Origin of the sequence: Atopobacter sp. AH10 (genome assembly GCF_003664595.1) — a bacterium.
Taxonomy (GTDB): Bacteria; Bacillota; Bacilli; order Lactobacillales; family Aerococcaceae; genus Atopobacter.
Window position 1 is genome coordinate 68,448 of sequence record NZ_QXPZ01000021.1, and the last position, 16,337, is coordinate 84,784.

The 16,337-nt window shown below is 39.9% G+C and carries 9 protein-coding genes; 8 read left to right on the forward strand and 1 reads right to left on the reverse strand.

Going from position 1 to position 16,337, the window contains the following annotated elements; translation table 11 throughout:
* Positions 1 to 24: 24 nt before the first annotated feature.
* Positions 25 to 2,004: a S9 family peptidase gene (locus D3H64_RS05110; protein ID WP_121565194.1), complete on the forward strand. Its 1,980-nt coding sequence runs from the start codon at positions 25 to 27 to the stop codon at positions 2,002 to 2,004.
* A gap of 294 nt (positions 2,005 to 2,298) precedes the next feature.
* A complete protein-coding gene (locus tag D3H64_RS05115; protein WP_121565195.1) occupies positions 2,299 to 3,417 on the forward strand; it encodes an ATP-NAD kinase family protein in 1,119 nt (372 codons plus the stop codon).
* 168 nt (positions 3,418 to 3,585) lie between these two features.
* Here the strand turns inward: D3H64_RS05115 and D3H64_RS05120 are convergent, their stop codons facing one another.
* Positions 3,586 to 4,146, reverse strand: coding sequence for a 5-formyltetrahydrofolate cyclo-ligase (locus D3H64_RS05120; protein ID WP_158589229.1), 561 nt, complete (start codon positions 4,144 to 4,146; stop codon positions 3,586 to 3,588).
* A gap of 546 nt (positions 4,147 to 4,692) precedes the next feature.
* Here D3H64_RS05120 and D3H64_RS05125 point away from each other — a divergent pair.
* The 6 genes from D3H64_RS05125 to D3H64_RS05150 all read left to right on the forward strand — a co-directional run bounded on the left by D3H64_RS05125 (position 4,693) and on the right by D3H64_RS05150 (position 15,995).
* Positions 4,693 to 5,559, forward strand: a complete 867-nt coding sequence (locus D3H64_RS05125) for a bifunctional 5,10-methylenetetrahydrofolate dehydrogenase/5,10-methenyltetrahydrofolate cyclohydrolase (protein WP_121565197.1) — start codon at positions 4,693 to 4,695, stop codon at positions 5,557 to 5,559.
* A 157-nt stretch (positions 5,560 to 5,716) separates the two neighbouring features.
* Positions 5,717 to 6,850: a glycine cleavage system aminomethyltransferase GcvT gene (gene gcvT / locus D3H64_RS05130; protein WP_233554891.1), complete on the forward strand. Its 1,134-nt coding sequence runs from the start codon at positions 5,717 to 5,719 to the stop codon at positions 6,848 to 6,850.
* Between the two features lie 280 nt (positions 6,851 to 7,130).
* A complete protein-coding gene (gene gcvH, locus D3H64_RS05135; RefSeq protein ID WP_121565199.1) occupies positions 7,131 to 7,514 on the forward strand; it encodes a glycine cleavage system protein GcvH in 384 nt (127 codons plus the stop codon).
* Positions 7,515 to 7,632: 118 nt separating this feature from the next.
* Positions 7,633 to 8,985: an aminomethyl-transferring glycine dehydrogenase subunit GcvPA gene (gcvPA, locus tag D3H64_RS05140; protein ID WP_121565200.1), complete on the forward strand. Its 1,353-nt coding sequence runs from the start codon at positions 7,633 to 7,635 to the stop codon at positions 8,983 to 8,985.
* Complete coding sequence (gene gcvPB, locus D3H64_RS05145) at positions 8,982 to 10,460, forward strand: aminomethyl-transferring glycine dehydrogenase subunit GcvPB (protein ID WP_121565201.1); 1,479 nt, start codon at positions 8,982 to 8,984, stop codon at positions 10,458 to 10,460. The genes gcvPA and gcvPB overlap by 4 nt, the downstream gene beginning before the upstream one ends.
* Before the next feature lie 447 nt (positions 10,461 to 10,907).
* The gene (locus D3H64_RS05150; RefSeq protein ID WP_121565202.1) at positions 10,908 to 15,995 is read left to right on the forward strand and encodes a G5 domain-containing protein; all 5,088 of its coding nucleotides are present in this window, start codon (positions 10,908 to 10,910) and stop codon (positions 15,993 to 15,995) included.
* The last annotated feature ends 342 nt before the right edge of the window (positions 15,996 to 16,337 follow it).

Sequence of the window (16,337 nt, forward strand, 5' to 3'; positions counted from 1 at the left end):
TAACAATAATATTGGAGGGATTCGATGGAAACAATTACAAACAAAAGTTTATTCGCCTTAAAGAATGTCTCACAGCCACATGTCAAAAATGGCTTGATATACTTTATGGAAACGCAAATCGATGAAGAAAAAAATCGTTATGCGACGGCCATAAAAAGTTTAAACTTAGCCTCTTCAGACATTCAGATTTGGGGATTGGCGAATGGGTATGACCGTTTACCTAAGTTAACTAAAAATGGGAAATACTTGGCCTTTTTGGGGCAAAAAGATGGAGAAAGCAAGAGTCAAATTTTTGTCATGGCGACGAGTGGTGGGGCAGCCTATGCGGTGACAGATGAAAAAGAAGGGGTATCGGATTTTTATATCTCTGACAATGGAGCCCGTCTTTACTATGTGACCTCTGAGCTTCTTGATAGTAATGAAGAAAAGGAAAAGGATTGGCCACATGCAACGAAATTGACTGACTATCCTTTCCAATGGGATGGGGGATCTTACGTTCAACCTACTCGAACGAAGGTTAAGAGCATCAACTTTTTGGGTGGAGAAGCAGAAACTGTTTTTGAAAAGGATATAGAGCTGTCGCTACAATATATTTCTGAAGATGAGCAACTTATTATCTATACACAACTTCGAGAAGATCAAGAATGGGGCGCAACTAGCACTTCTTATCAGTATGATCGAGCTCATCAACGACATAGTTTAATACTTCCAGATCAACCAAAAGGAGACTTTTATTTCCTCTCAGCTAGCCCAAGTGATCGTTACTATATTTTTGCAGGGAATGATTTTGAATATAAATATACTTCCCAAACTAAGGTTTATCTGTTAGATAATTTGGATAAATCGTTAAAATGCTTATCTAAGGATTTGGATGTAGAATTTTCTGATTTGATTTCAGCAGATTTCCAACAAAATATCACTGGAGTAGAAGTAGCTTGGCCTGATGAAGAACATTTTCTGATTGGGGCTAATGAACGAGGGCGCTCGACGATCTATCAAGTCAGTGTTAAGGGAGAATTTATCAAACTTTGGGAACAGCCAGCTCATTTGACTGGATCGACTTGGTGCCATAAGTGCCAAAGTTTGTTTGTGACCTATTCCACTCAGACTATTCCAAGTGAGTTAGGAAAGATCAAACTAAGTGCGGAAGATCCAGTTTTTGATGAATTGTCGATTGAACTTTTGTATAACCCTAATGCCAATTATTTGGCAGACAAAGTGTTGAGTACACCAGAACGCTTTATCTATAAAGGCTGTGATGATTGGGATATTGAAGGTTGGTATCTTCCACCAATTTCACCGAAGAATAAAGATCAACATCCAGCAGTCTTTTATGTTCATGGAGGGCCTCAAGTTTGTTATGGGGAAAGCTTCTATCATGAAATGCAAGCTCTTGCTGCTTTAGGTTATGGCGTGATTATGCTCAACCCTCGTGGAGGAAATTCTTATGGGCAAAAATTTGTTTCAGCTATCCTTGGAGATTACGGCAACAAGGATTATGGGGATTTAATGCTCGGATTGGATGACGTTCTTAATCGCCACCCAGAAATTGACAAAGACCATATTTATTTAACCGGTGGGTCTTATGGGGGCTATATGACCAACTGGATTGTGGGACATACAGATCGCTTTAAGGCGGCAGTAACCCAACGTTGTATTTCTAACTGGATCAGCTTTTACGGGACGAGTGATATTGGACCATTCTTTGTAAGTTATCAATTGGAAGATACACCATTTACCAATAGAGAACATCTTTGGTCTATGTCTCCACTGGCTTATGCAGACAAGGTAAAAACACCTCTCTTGATTCTCCATAGCATGGAAGACCATCGTTGCCCACAAGAACAAGGGGAGCAATTTTATACCGCACTAAAAGAACATGGCGTTGAAGTAGAAATGCGTCTCTATCCAAAGTCAAGTCATGGATTGTGTCGGATGGGTCTACCGAACCTTCGCCTTGACCGTTTAGAAGCTATTCAAAAATGGTTCCAATGCCATAAATAAAAGAAGAAGGCCTTGCGCATCATTTTTGATGAAGTGCTTTTCTTGCCGTACATGTAGAAGTGACCATTCTTAATAGGGACTCGCCTCGCTAGGGGCGGGTTCTTTTTGTGAAAAATAGCCAAATAAAAACGCTCACTTTATCACATCATGAAGAAAGCGCTTTTATGTTATGATAGACGAAAAGGATAGCTAGAAATTTGCTGGCTATTTTTAGGTCTTATCTCAATAGAAAGCTTAATGGATAAAAATCCTTAGAAAGTGGGATAAAAGGAAGGATAAGAAAGAAGGTTAGTCATGAAAAAGATTGGGCTAGTGGTCAATCCAATTGCTGGTATGGGAGGGCGAGTGGGATTAAAGGGGACAGATGGGAAAGAAATTCTTAAACGTGCTAAGGAACTTGGAGCTAAGAAAGAAGCCATTCTAAAAGCTAGTCTAGCCCTCAAACAATTTGCAGATCTTAAAGAGGAGTTTGTATTATATGGTGCGGATGGGGAAATGGGGGAGGAAGCTGCTCACTTGGCGAACTTAGCCTTGAAGCTTGTCTACACTAGTCCTTTTAGGGAAACGTCTTCTGAAGATACGAAAAAGCTCGTTCATGCTCTAATCAAGGAAGGGGTGGACTTGATTATCTTTGCTGGAGGGGATGGGACAGCAAGGGATATTTATGAAAGTGTCGGCTTATCTTTACCAGTTGTGGGAGTGCCGGCTGGTTGTAAAATTCATTCCCCAGTTTATGGGCGTTCCCCTGAAAATGCTGGAAAGTTAGTCAGAGAATGGCTAGAGGGAATCCCTTTAGAATTAGTGGATAAAGAAGTGATTGACATAGAAGAAGAGGCCTTTCGCCAAGATCGGATCGAAACAGCTGTTTATGGTTATTTAAAAGTCCCTAATGACAGCCGTTATTTACAAAACCTTAAATCCTCAACACCTCAATCGGATCGGCAAGCGCAAGAATCAGCGGCTTTAAGGCTAATTGACGAGATGGAAGAGGATGTCTTTTATATCATAGGCTCTGGTACGACGCCTAATGCCATTATGGAAGAACTGGGTTTGCCTTTTACAATGCTTGGTGTAGATATAGTTTACAATAAAGCATTAATAGCGAAAGATGTGAATGAGGCCGATATTTTAGAGCAGATCAAGGGAAGAAAGGCACGGCTAGTTATAACCCCAATGGGAGGGCAGGGATATATTATAGGAAGAGGGAATCAACAACTTTCTTATAAAGTTTTATCCCAATTAGCTAAGGAAGATTTGATCATTATGGCGACTCAAGGGAAATTAAACAGCTTAAAAAATAGCCCTCTTTTGATCTATTCAGGGAATGAAGAAATAGATCATTTATTTGAAGGCTATTATCGGGTTATTGTTTCTTATGATAAGTTTGTTTTGAAAAAACTTGCTCGACCATAAAAGGCCAGCTAGGATATTTAAAATAAAAGAGACTGTAGGGAATTGAACATAAAAGAGATTGTAGGTAATTAGATATGAAAGAGTCAGTAGGAAAGTAAAATAAGCTCAATCAGGCGGTAGATAGACGATTGAATCAAAATCGCCTATATGAAATAGAAGCTAGGTCGTTTATCTTCTAAAGATTCCTTTTTCAGAAATGACTATATCGGCTAGATGGTCATGGGGATCTAAAGGGATGTCATCGAACATTAAAGCATCAAAGCAGACGAGAACGGATATAGCCTTGGATCGGTCTAGGAAACGGTCATAGAAGCCGCCTCCATAACCCAATCGTTCACCACGTGTATTAGCTGTTACACAAGGTAGAAGGACGAAATCAACAGCTTCTGCTAGAATCTCTGTTTGATTCCTTAAAGGTTCTAAAGCGCCAAATTTAGCTTTTTCCAATGGATCGCCTGGTTGGTAGGATAAAAGACGCATTTTACCTTCTTTCATGGAGATCACTCTAGGAAGATACAAGGATTTTCCATCTCGATTTGCTTCTTCCATAAAATTATCAGTATTGAACTCTCTTTTCATGGACTTGAAGCAGAAGAGATGCTGACTTTTTTGATATTCCGGAAGGGAAAGGAGATATTGGGTGATGAGGGGATTTGCTTTTTTAAAATAAGCTTCAGGCAATTTACAACGTTCCTCTAGAATGTACTGACGCAACTCTTTTTTTGACATCATGAACCTCCTTGACAAGTTGATAGCTTTTCTTTCATTGTAGCTCTTTTTAGACTGAGCTCCAAAGTTTCTAGACCATATTTTTGAACAAAAAATAAAAAATACTTATTTGTTAATGGATTAAGTAAAAGAGGTTAACGAATACAGGGGAAATTTGTAATATATTCACCTCTATTTAGTAAATTATTCGAAAAGAATCAGTCTAATCCATACAAGTATGTGAATAAAAAGTAGCTAGAGGAGAAAGATGCATATAAAAAAAGGAAAAGAGCCCGAGCCGTTTTATCTCAGCAAATGAATTGGAAAGAATAAGGAGGGAATGCTGTATTCAGAAAAGCAGTGAATTTGTTGATATGATAGAGATATTCTGGGCTTTTAACCAGCAAAATGTCAGAAGAGATGGGAAGTAATTCCTGTTTAAATCTTTCCATTCATCTATAAATGTGCTAAATTATAGATGGAATAAAATGAAAGCGGTTAACAGTCTATTTTGACCATTTTTTCACAAAGTATGCTAAAAAAGAAGCCGAGAATAGGAGGAAAGGCATGAGTCAGATTTTAGATGGCAAAGCAGTTGGAAGGGCGGTTAAGGCGAAGGTAAAGGAAGAAGCTGTCCGCTTAAAAATGAAAGGGGTTACACCTAAACTGGTCATACTACGTGTAGGGGATAGCAAGGCATCCATGGCTTATGAAAAAGCAGCCATGAAAGTCATGAAGTCTGTGGAAATTGAAGTAGAAACTAGGACTCTCAAAGAAGAGTCTAGTACTGCTGAGGTTTTAGCAGCAATTGATGACTTAAATAATGACCCAAATGTGCATGGCGTGATCATGATGCAACCTCTACCCCAGCACATTTCTAGAAAGGACGTATCCAGTCGTTTAGATCCACGAAAGGATGTCGATGCTTTAAATCCGATTAATCTAGGCTTATTGATGGAAGGCGATCCTAAAGCTATGGCGCCTAGTACCGCTCAAGCAGTCATGGAAATTTTAGATTATTATGCATATGACTTAAAAGGAGCAGATGTTTGCGTTATCGGCTCTAGTCCTGTTGTTGGAAAACCATTAGTGAATATGCTACTCAACCGCTTTGCTACGGTTTCTAATTGCCACATTTATACCAAAGATAATAGGCTTTATTCGACTAAAGCAGATATTGTTATTTCTGCTACAGGTGCTTTGGGCTTAGTAGGGGCAGATTATATTAAAGAAGGGGCTACGGTCATTGATGTCGGCTATGGCTTTAAAGATGGAGTAGCTTGTGGAGATGTTCGTTATGATGAAGTAGCGCCTAAAGCCGGAGCTATAACGCCTGTCCCAGGAGGAGTAGGTTCAGTGACTACAGCTGTTTTAGCGGTTCATACGATTAAAGCAGTCAAATTACTTTATCCGGAACTGGAAGAAGAAAAATAAGTCCAGATGATTTTTGGATAGGGGAAAGAGTCGATTACTGTTGATTAGTTGAGATCTAGCTAGAAAAGACTTAGATGAAGATGCTCTATCAAAAGGTTGGATCAAATAAAAAAACTCCATATGAGGAGTGAAAATGACCTGAAGGGGGTTAATAGAGTTGATTGTTAAAAATGAATTAGGCTTACGCCAAACACCGCTTTACGATTATTTTGTTAAGGAAAAGCAAATGAATTTGGCTGATTTTAATGGTTGGGCCTTACCAACTCAGTTTACGAAAATTAAGGATGAACATCAGGCTGTGCGAGAATCTGTTGGTTTATTCGATGCTTCTCATATGGGAGAATTGCGAGTTAAGGGAGAAAAAGCTCTTGATTTTATCAATGGCTTAGTGACCAATGAATGTGCAGATTTAGAAATTAACCATGCTCGTTACACAGCAATGACTAAAGAAGACGGTGGCGTCTTAGATGATTTGATTATCTTCAAATTAGCAGACGATGAATTGATGATTACACCTAATGCGGGCAATTACGAAAAAATTTTTACTTGGCTAAAAGACCATAACGATGGGTCAGTAGTTATTACCAATGAATCAGCTGAATGGGGCTTGGTGGCTGTTCAAGGCCCTAAAGCAGTCCAAGTGTTGGCTAAAATAACCGATTGTGACTTAGACTCGATTAGTCATTATTGTTTCCGCCCTCACCAAAAAGTAGCCGAATTTTTAAATGTAGTCGTTTCTAGGACGGGCTACACAGGTGAAGATGGCTTTGAACTCTATTGCCCTTGGGATCATGCGACTGAAATTTGGAAGGCTCTTTTAAAAGCTGGAGAAGAATTTTCCATTGCTGAATGCGGTCTTGGTGCTCGGGATACCTTGCGTTTGGAAGCAGGCATGCCACTTTATGGGAATGATTTTGATGAATCAGTGAATCCTATCGAAGGAGGGATTGCTTTTGCTGTGAAGACAGGGAAGAAAAAGCCAACTGATTATATTGGCAAGAAAGCTCTAGAAGACTATAAAGCTTTACCAGATGAAGAACGCTATATGTCTAGAGGCTTTACCCTTAAAGGAAAGGGCATTGCTCGGCACGGCTTTGAAGTCAAAACAGAAGATGGTCAAGTGATTGGACTAGTGACATCTGGAACGAAAGCTCCAACAGTAGGGGAAGCTATTGGTTATGTCCGTGTGAAAAAGCCTTTTGCGAAAGTAGGAGAAAGAGTTTATATCGATATTCGAGGGAAGTTAGTGCCTGCTGAACTCAATAAGAAAGATTGGTTAGCCCATCGTTAATGGTATGGGGAGAAAGTAAATCTTGACTTATAGATCCGAAAGCTAAGTCCACGCAAGCTAAATATGGTGGTTAATTATTGCCTGATTGGATGACTAGTGACTTGAAAGTGTCGGTTATCAAAAATAAAAATGGCAAGTAAAAGATAAGTCTAGACCAATTGACTAAAATCTTGGACTTAGAAAGAAAATAGCGGAAATTAGAAGATTGGGCTAAGCTTGCAAGCTCAATAGAATAGTGATAAAAAGGTAGTAGGTAAATTTTTGAAAGGAAGTGCAAGAGATGGCTGATAAAGAAAACTTATTCTATACTGAAGATCATGAATGGATTGAAGTATTGGAAGATAATAAATTCCGTATTGGGATTACGGATCATGCGGCAGAACAATTGGGGGATGTGGTCTACATTGAATTACCAGAAGTAGACGATGAATTGGATGCCGATGAAGATGTTGCTTCTGTTGAATCCGTTAAATCAGTTTCTGACGTTAATGTCCCATTCGCTGGAACTGTGGTTGAAGTCAACGAAGCTTTAGAAGATGAACCAGAATTAGTTTCTAACGAGCCTTTTGAAGGAGGTTGGTTAGCTGTTATAAAAGCTGAGGAAGCTATTGATACATCTGAATTGATGAATGCCGATCAATACGCTGACCACATCGCAGAATAGTTTATTTGGGGGAAGAAGGGTATTTCACTATAGTAGTACGGGATGCTCTTCTTCTTTTTTGTCATTCTTTCATCTTTATGTTTGCTTAGGTCAAAAAATGGGTAAAGGACGTGAAGATATGGTAAAACGCAGATATTTGCCACATACTGACGAAGATCGTCAGGCCATGTTGCAAACAATCGGGGAAGAAAGTATAGAAGGTCTTTTTTCGGATATCCCAGAAGAAGTACGTACTAAGCATGAAATGAATATACCGAAAGCTTTAAGCGAAGTTGAATTGTTGGATCATATGCGACAACTTGCACACAGAAATGTAAACGCTACCCAAATGCCATATTTTATTGGGGCAGGGACTTATGACCATTATATTCCATCTATTGTCAGTCAAATTATCATGCGCCAAGAATTTCTAACCGCTTATGTACCTTATCAACCAGAAGTTTCTCAAGGTGAATTACAAGCTCTATTTGAATGGCAATCATTGATTTGCGAATTGACGGGCATGGATGTTGCCAATTCAGGGATGTATGATGGCTACAATGCTGTTGCAGAAGCCTGTAATTTAGCCTTTGGAGCGGTTAAAAAGTCGACTAGAGTCCTTATTTCTAAAGCTTTAAACCCACAAGCAAGTGAAACTATCCGTACCTATGGATTTGGTAAGGGCTACAAGGTAGAAAGCATAGACTTGAAAGATGACATTACAGATGTAGATGATCTAAAGGAAAAGATGGGGAAAGATGTTGCGGCAGTGGTTGTGCAATATCCAAACTTCTTTGGGTCAATTGAAGATATTCGCTCGATTAAAGAAGTTATGGCTGAAAGCAAAGCTCTTTTGATTGTGTCAGCTAACCCTCTTGCTTTAGCTAAATTGGAACAACCAGGGAAATTGGGAGCTGATATAACAGTGGGGGATGTCCAAGCATTTGGGATTCCTATGGCTTTTGGTGGGCCTCATTGTGGGTATTTTGCTGCCAATAAAAAATATATGAGGAAAATGCCTAGTCGGATCGTTGGTCAAACAAGTGATGCAGAAGGTAAACGAGGCTTTGTCATGGCTCTGGCAACACGTGAACAACATATTCGTCGGGAGAAGGCTACGAGTAACTATTCTTCTAATCAAGCCTTATTTGCTTTGGCATCCGCTATTGCAATGAATGCTTTAGGGAAGAAGGGTATTGTGGAAATGGCTCAACGTAATATTAATCATAGCCATTATTTGGCACACTTGCTTAAGGAAAAGGGCTTTAAGATTTTGAATTCTTCTCCATTCTTCAATGAATTCCTTGTTCAATTGCCTAAAGATCCTAAAGAGATCAATGAAGCTTTACTTCAAAAGGGCTTTGTTGGCGGATTTGACGCTTCTGATGTCTATGGCAAGAAAGATGTCATGTTGCTTTGTGCGACTGAAAAACGTAGTAAGGGAGAAATAGAAGCCTTTGCTAGCGCTTTAATGGAGGTGTCTAAGTCATGATTTTGAATAATACACAAGAATTTATTTTTGATATTTCTCGACCTGGGCGGACAGCTTATGACCTACCGGATTCTGACGTTCCAGCATATGATTTGGCAAGTGAACTTCCAGCATATCTAAATCGAGAAAGGGAAGCGGATTTCCCTGAAGTATCCGAATTGCAATTAGTTCGTCACTACACAGCTCTTTCTAACCGAAATTTTGGCGTTGAGTCAGGACCTTATCCATTGGGGTCTTGTACCATGAAATACAATCCAAAGGTGAATGAAGTTATTGCAGCTTTTGATGGCTTTAACCATATTCATCCTTTACAAGCTGCTTCTTCAAGTCAAGGAGCTTTGCAATTACTTTATGAATTGAAACAATATTTAGCAGAAGTTTCTGGTATGGATGCCATGACCTTGCAACCAGCGGCTGGAGCTCAGGGTGAATTAACAGCTATTCTGGTCTTTAAGGCTTATCATGAAGCAAATGGAGATGGAGAAAAAAGGACTAAGATTATCATCCCTGATTCGGCACATGGAACTAATCCAGCGACTGCCATGGTAGCGGGTTATGATGTGTTGGAAATTCCTTCTAACCCAGAAGGTACAGTGGATATAGAAGCTCTAAAAGAAGCCGTTGGGGATGATACAGCCGGGATCATGTTGACGAACCCGAATACGATCGGTTTGTATGAAAAAGATATCTTGAAGATTGCAGATATTGTCCATAAAGCTGGAGGTCTCCTTTACTATGATGGGGCTAACTCTAATGCTATTATGGGGATTTCTAGTCCTGGGGCCATGGGATTTGATGCTGTACACTTTAATCTTCATAAGACTTTTTCCGGCCCTCATGGTGGGGGAGGTCCTGGATCTGGTCCTATTGGGGTGAAGAAATTCCTTGAACCATTCCTTCCAGAACCACGTATTGAAAAAGAAGGAGATCGTTATGTGATCAAGGATGATTTCCCTCAATCCATTGGACGAATGAAGGGAGCTTTTGGTAATTTTGGCGTTAATGTTCGAGCCTATGCCTACATTCGTGCCATGGGACCAGATGGGTTGAAGCAAGCGTCTCAAGATGCTGTTTTAAATGCCAACTATGTTAAAGCACGTATTGCTAAATATTATGATGAACCTTTTGAAGCCTTTCACTGCAAACATGAATTTGTAGCAGCTGCGACAAGGCAAAGAGATCAAGGAGCAAATGCGAAAGATATTGGCAAACGTCTCATGGATTATGGTATCCATGCGCCAACAACTTATTTTCCACTCATTGTTCCAGAGTGCTTGATGATTGAACCAACAGAAACAGAATCGAAGGAAGACCTAGACTATTTAGCAGATGTGCTCATTCAAATTGCTAAAGAAGTAGAAGAAAATCCTGAATTGGTTGCTAGCGCTCCTCACAAGACACCGGTAAAACGGTTAGATGAAGTTGGAGCATCCAAAAATCCTATCTTGATTTATCAAAAAGAAGCGAAGGAGTAGAGTTTTTTTCTCTAGCTTTTGAAGATCTAGGAAATGGCTGATTGACAAGTTTTTAGAGGATGGAATCTCTTGACGAGTGACAAGTTCTCAGATCATTCCAATGAAAAGATAGTTAAAGGACTTTGATTATAAAATCAAGGTCCTTTTTCTTATGTCCTCATTATCGGACTCTAACTCAAAGAAAATAGTTGACTGGCTTTTAGGTCGAAAATGAATAAAAAGAAACAAATAGGATAAAACGAATGCATATAAGAAGAAAAGACGTATAAAAAGATACTATGAAGAAAGTGAAAATTCTAAAACAATATACATATGTCAAGCTTTTTCGAAATATTTGACAAATTATAATGGTAAAACAATTCTAATAAAGGTAGAATAGTCAATAAGGATATTTATATTCATTATTTTAAAAAAGATAAAGCTAAGATAGAAAGCGGAGGAAGATAAATGAGTAAATTGAAACATCTACAAGATGCTAAAAGACATGTACTTAATCGTAAGCCTCGTTATGGCTTGCGCAAGTTGTCCATTGGATTGGTATCCTGTGCGCTAGGGTATATGACGCTTTATGCACCTGAAACTGTCCTAGCTGCTAATGAGCCATCGGAAACCCCTGCTAGTCAACCACTCTCTGAGGATAGATCTCTAGTGGCGCCTACAGAAACGCCTGCTAGTCAACCGGTGAATGGGGATGGAGCTTTAGCCACACCAACAGAAGTGAATGAAGAATCCAAGGGCAAACTTGCCGAAGATGAAGCCAAGATCGCCAACTATAGCGACAAGGAACGCTACCGCACCTCCGAAATGGAAGGGGGCAATGGGGTTGTAAAAAACCTGACCAATGAAGAAAAAGGCGAGATGAAGGAAGGTTTTAAATACAATAGCCAAAACCCGAAAACGACTGATGAAGACAAGAAAACCTATGGGATTGAAGTAGAAGTCGATAAGGAAAAAGCCAAGAGAACCTATACCTATATTGGGATCTCCGATTCGAAAAACCCAGCCCCTTCTAAGAATGGTGAACATGAGGCTCTAGCTAACGGTGAAAAGCTGATTAAAGACCCGATAACTTATCAGCCAAAAGCAAAACTTAATGTCGATGGAAGCACCCTAAAAATAATCTTAACCGAAGACGACTTAAAAAAAATCAACGGCAAGGACAACAAGAAAACTATTGCTGCTTGGAAAGATAAGTACGCTAAACGTACAACCAATCCTAAAAAACAATATTTTAATGGCGATAACTTTCGTGTGACATTTGCCGTCAACCCTTATCCAAATGAAAATGATGCCCTCGCCGTCATGAAGGTGGAAACCGAAAAACAAAGTCATGACAAATACTTTGTTAAAGGGCAATTGATTCGTACCGGAGCTTATATCTCCAATATCCTAAAGGGCGACCAAAGTCGTATCGCAGGGGAAGTCTACCATCCAGATGGGACTTACCTTAAGGATGCTAAGGCCTTTATTATCACGGATGAAAATATTGAACAATACAAGAAAGAGTTAAAGGCAGATGACTTAAAGGTCGGCGAAATTATCTTCAAAATGCCAAAAGGCGCCTTAGATGATCCTAATTCTGTCTTTAATACGGATAAATTCCGTGGCATTCAAAATCTAAAGGTGAAGATGTATGCCCGCCCAAGAACAGGGGATGAATTTAAAGCGGCTTTGCCAACTTATAATGATGATGAAGGTTTGGGCAAAAAAATTCCCGGCAAAAAAGATGTGATTGGCGAAGATGGCGAAGTTGAAGAAGAAGCGCCAAGATATGAGGTCAATGGTCGCTATACAGGTCCAGTCGACGGCACCAAAGAAATCACCCACAATGGCAAAAAGGTGACTATTGATAAGCAAGGGATCGACCGTTATGATCACTATAATGTATTAGGGGATTTGACCATCAACTTGGATGATACCAAAGACCACGACCAAGTTTTTGACACCAAAGTCGACAAGCCAACAGACAAGATGACGGCAGTTAAGCCAGATAAGCCGGTTGAAATCAATATCAATGATAACTTTGAAAAGAAGCCAAATGATCCGCGTGAATCAGCTGCTTCTATGAATGAGCTGAAAAAAGAAGGCAAGACCAAGGCAGAGTTTGACAAGGGATTCCTTGAAAAAGCCAAGGCTGAAGGTTGGGAAATCAATATAGCGGACGGCGATATCTCCAAATTTACAGTTAAAGCTCCAAAAACGGCTAAAGCTGGGGAATTTATTGCCATTCCTTTAACTTATACCTATACCAACGGCTCTAACGATACCCACTGGTTCCACTTTGTCGTCCAAGATACCGACAATAACAAGCCAGAATATTATGCCCCGGTAGGTATACCTGGAGAAAGTCTAAGCAATACGCCAATCCTTACGCCTAATCCTAAAAAATATGAACCACAAGGCTATGAATTAGACGGGACGGAATTTAAGGATGATAAGGGGAATGTATGGAATAACGTCAAGGTTGACCCTAAGACAGGTGTTGTCACAGCCGATGTCCCAGACAATGGGAGGATTGTTGGTGGGGAAAGACTTTTTGTCCCAGTTAAGATAAAATATATTGACCCTAAAACACAAGAAGAAAAATTTGAATATGTCAAGGCAGAATTCGTTGCCAAGCCAAAATTCCAAACAGAAGTCACGACTACTGTGGATAAAGACATTCCATTCGATACTGAAGAAAAATTTGATGAAAACTTACCAGCCGGCGAAATTGTTGTAGACCAACCAGGTGAAGTTGGAAAAGCAACCGTTAGCTTTAAGCAAGTCGTCGTTAATGGTAAGAAGGGGATCATCGACGAAAATGGTAAGTTCGTCGCCGGTGATGACAAATTCGTCAAAGAAGAGAAAGTCACCCAAGCAAAGAAAAATCGCAAAGTCCGTGTTGGGGTGAAACCGATTGAAGAAAAAGTCGTCATTCCTCACACCACAGAATACGAATTTGACGACTCCATCGAATCAGGCAAGGAAGTAATCGTTGAAAATGGTGAAGATGGCGAAGTGACCGTTAAGACGACCAAAGACCCTAAGACGGGCAAAGTGACAGTCAGTCAAGCGAAGACTAAAGAGGCCAAAGCACGTAAAATTAAAGTCGGTACCAAGACAGTCGGCGAACTCGTCGATACCGATCCACTTCCATTCAAGTTTACTGTCGAAAAAGACCCTAGCCTTAAAAAGGGTGAATACAAGATTGTAAAAGAAGGGACAGCTGGATCGATTACAAAGACATGGACGATCACTAATTCTAAGATTGACGGCGATCCTACTATTAAACGGGTAGAACCAGTGGATGGACTCGTAAAAGTGGGAGACTCTGATTTCACGGGTAAGGTAACGCATGATGTCACAGAAGAAGTGCCATTTGATGTCGAGATCATTGAAGATGAAAATCTAGAACCAGGTAAGTCCGAAATTGTGACGCCAGGTAAGCCAGGTTCTAAGACGACGACCTATAGCCAAGCCATTAAGAATGGGGAAGCAGATGGTCCGCTTGAATCTAAGCTAACGAAAGAAGTAAAACCAGTTAAACAAGTCATCCGTGTTGGGAAGAAATCCCTCAAAAATCAAGACAAACAAGATAAAGACATTCCTGTTAACATTGAGTATGTCTATGACAAGGACAAACCGAAAGGATTTACAAAAACCGGTGAATTAACTCCTGGTAAAGTTGAAACAGTTGTGACGAACCAATACAATCCTGCAACAGGGAAAATTGAAACCAAGACGGAATTGGTCGTAACTCCTGCCAAGCAAAAGATTATTGTTGGGGTGAAAGATTATACAGGTAAAGTGGAAGATGTGATTGATCATGTGATCCCTTATGACACTGAAATTAAGGTAGATAATACGCTTCCTGCTGGTGAAAAAGTCATTGATAACCCAGGTGAAAATGGGCATATGAGGGAAAAAGTGACCCAACATATCCTCAATGGGCATGTAGATGGAACAGTGAATAGTGCAGTCGAAACCACTAAGAAACCAGTCAATCGCGTTCTACGTGTCGGGACTTTGACAGAAGGTAAACACAGCCATGAAGAAAAAATACCATTTAAATATGACATTCAATACGATCCGACATTGAAAGCAGGCGAATACAAAGTAGAGGTTGCGGGCAAAGAAGGAACAAGAACGACCGAATGGACCATTAAGAATTCCAAAGTAGATGGACAACCAGCAGTAACTGAAACAAAAGCTGTTAATGCCGTGATCAAAGTTGGTAAGAAAGATTTCACAGGCGAATTCAAGACCGTTGACAAGAACCCAATTCCATTTGAAGTGGAATACAAGATCGATCCAAATCTAAAAGCTGGTGAAGAAGTAGTGGATCAAGAAGGGGCTCTGGGTGAAGAAGAAACAACGATCACCCATAAGATTAAGAATGGTCAAGTAGAGTCTTCCGTCCAAGGTGAAAAGAAACAAAGCAAAGAACCAGTCAAGAAGATCGTCAGAATTGGTGCTAAGACTGATGGTACTTATGTTCATAAAGAAGAAGTCCCATTTGAAGTGGAAGTGAGAGTCAATCAAGACCTTCCTGCTGGCGAATATAAAGTTCTTCAACAGGGTGAAAAAGGTGAAAAGACCACGACGGTTAAAGTTGAAAACTCTAAAGTAGTCGGTGAAGCAAAAGTGGAAACGACTAAAGAAGCTAAGAAACACATCATCGAAATTGGGACTAAGCCAGCCGTTTGCCCATTGCCACAAGGAACGGAAACCCCGATCGACCAAGATGTCCCTGTAGAAGTCGAATTTGTTTACGATGCGACTAAGGATAAAGGCTTTGTTGAAAAAGGCAAAGTGACAAAAGGTAAGACCGAATCGAAAGTTGTTTCTAAAGTCGTGAATGGTAAGGTAGTCAACACAGTGGAAACAGTGGTTACGCCTGCGAAGCAAAAGATCATTGTGGGGACGAAAGATCTAACAGGTGAATACAAATACAGCAATACCTGCCCAGTACCATATCCAGTGATCGTGCGTGAAAATAAAGACTTGCCAGCTGGAACAACTAAAGTGGTCCAAGCAGGACTTCCTGGAAGCAAAGAAACCCATTATATTCAAAAACTGAAGAATGGGAAAGCAGATGGGGATCCAAGGATTACTGAAGGTAAGTATGTAGAGCCAAAAGCACATATTATTGAAGTCGGCACTAAAGTAGTTGTAGCCTCTAGCGAACCTTCTCAAGTAGACCCAAAAGCTGATGAAGGGAAAACAAATGAACATTTGCCAGAAGCTGATCAAACAGATAAAAAGTCGGAAAGATTAGCGAAGAAAGAACAAGAGTCCGAAAATGTAAAAGTCAGTGAATCCTCTAATAGTGAGAAGGATAAAGTTGAAGAGGATAAGCTATCTAGCAAAGAGACAGATCCTCTGGTTAAAGAAAAAGAAGCTTCCATTTATACAAGCATTCAAGCTTTAAGTAAAAAGAATTTGCCACAAACTGGTGAAAATTCTAGTTTAACAAGCCTTACTTTAGCAGGGTTGACCCTATCTTCTGCTTTAGCCATCAAGCTAAAGTCAGGGAAAAAGCGCGGGGAATAGATGACTTTTACTAAAATGGATAAAGATAGTAGCTATAAGCTAGTCGTTTGATAAAAAGTTACTCGAGCTTTTTTGATCGTGATGGTTAGAATATCCACTTAGAATAGCCACTAGGAAAATAGTCAAAAGATAAGGCTGGGGTCTATACCCCAGCTTATTCTTTTAAATCAGCTTAAAGGAAGAATAGGAAATTTTTCTTTGGGGATAGGAGAGGGCGAAAAATTAAAGGAAGAATGAGTAGTTTTTACTGTTCGTGGATTTTTAGACGCTATACTTTTTTAAATAGCTATAACTAAATGGAATATCAGCCTATCCATAATAAGTATGACGCAATAGAGAAAA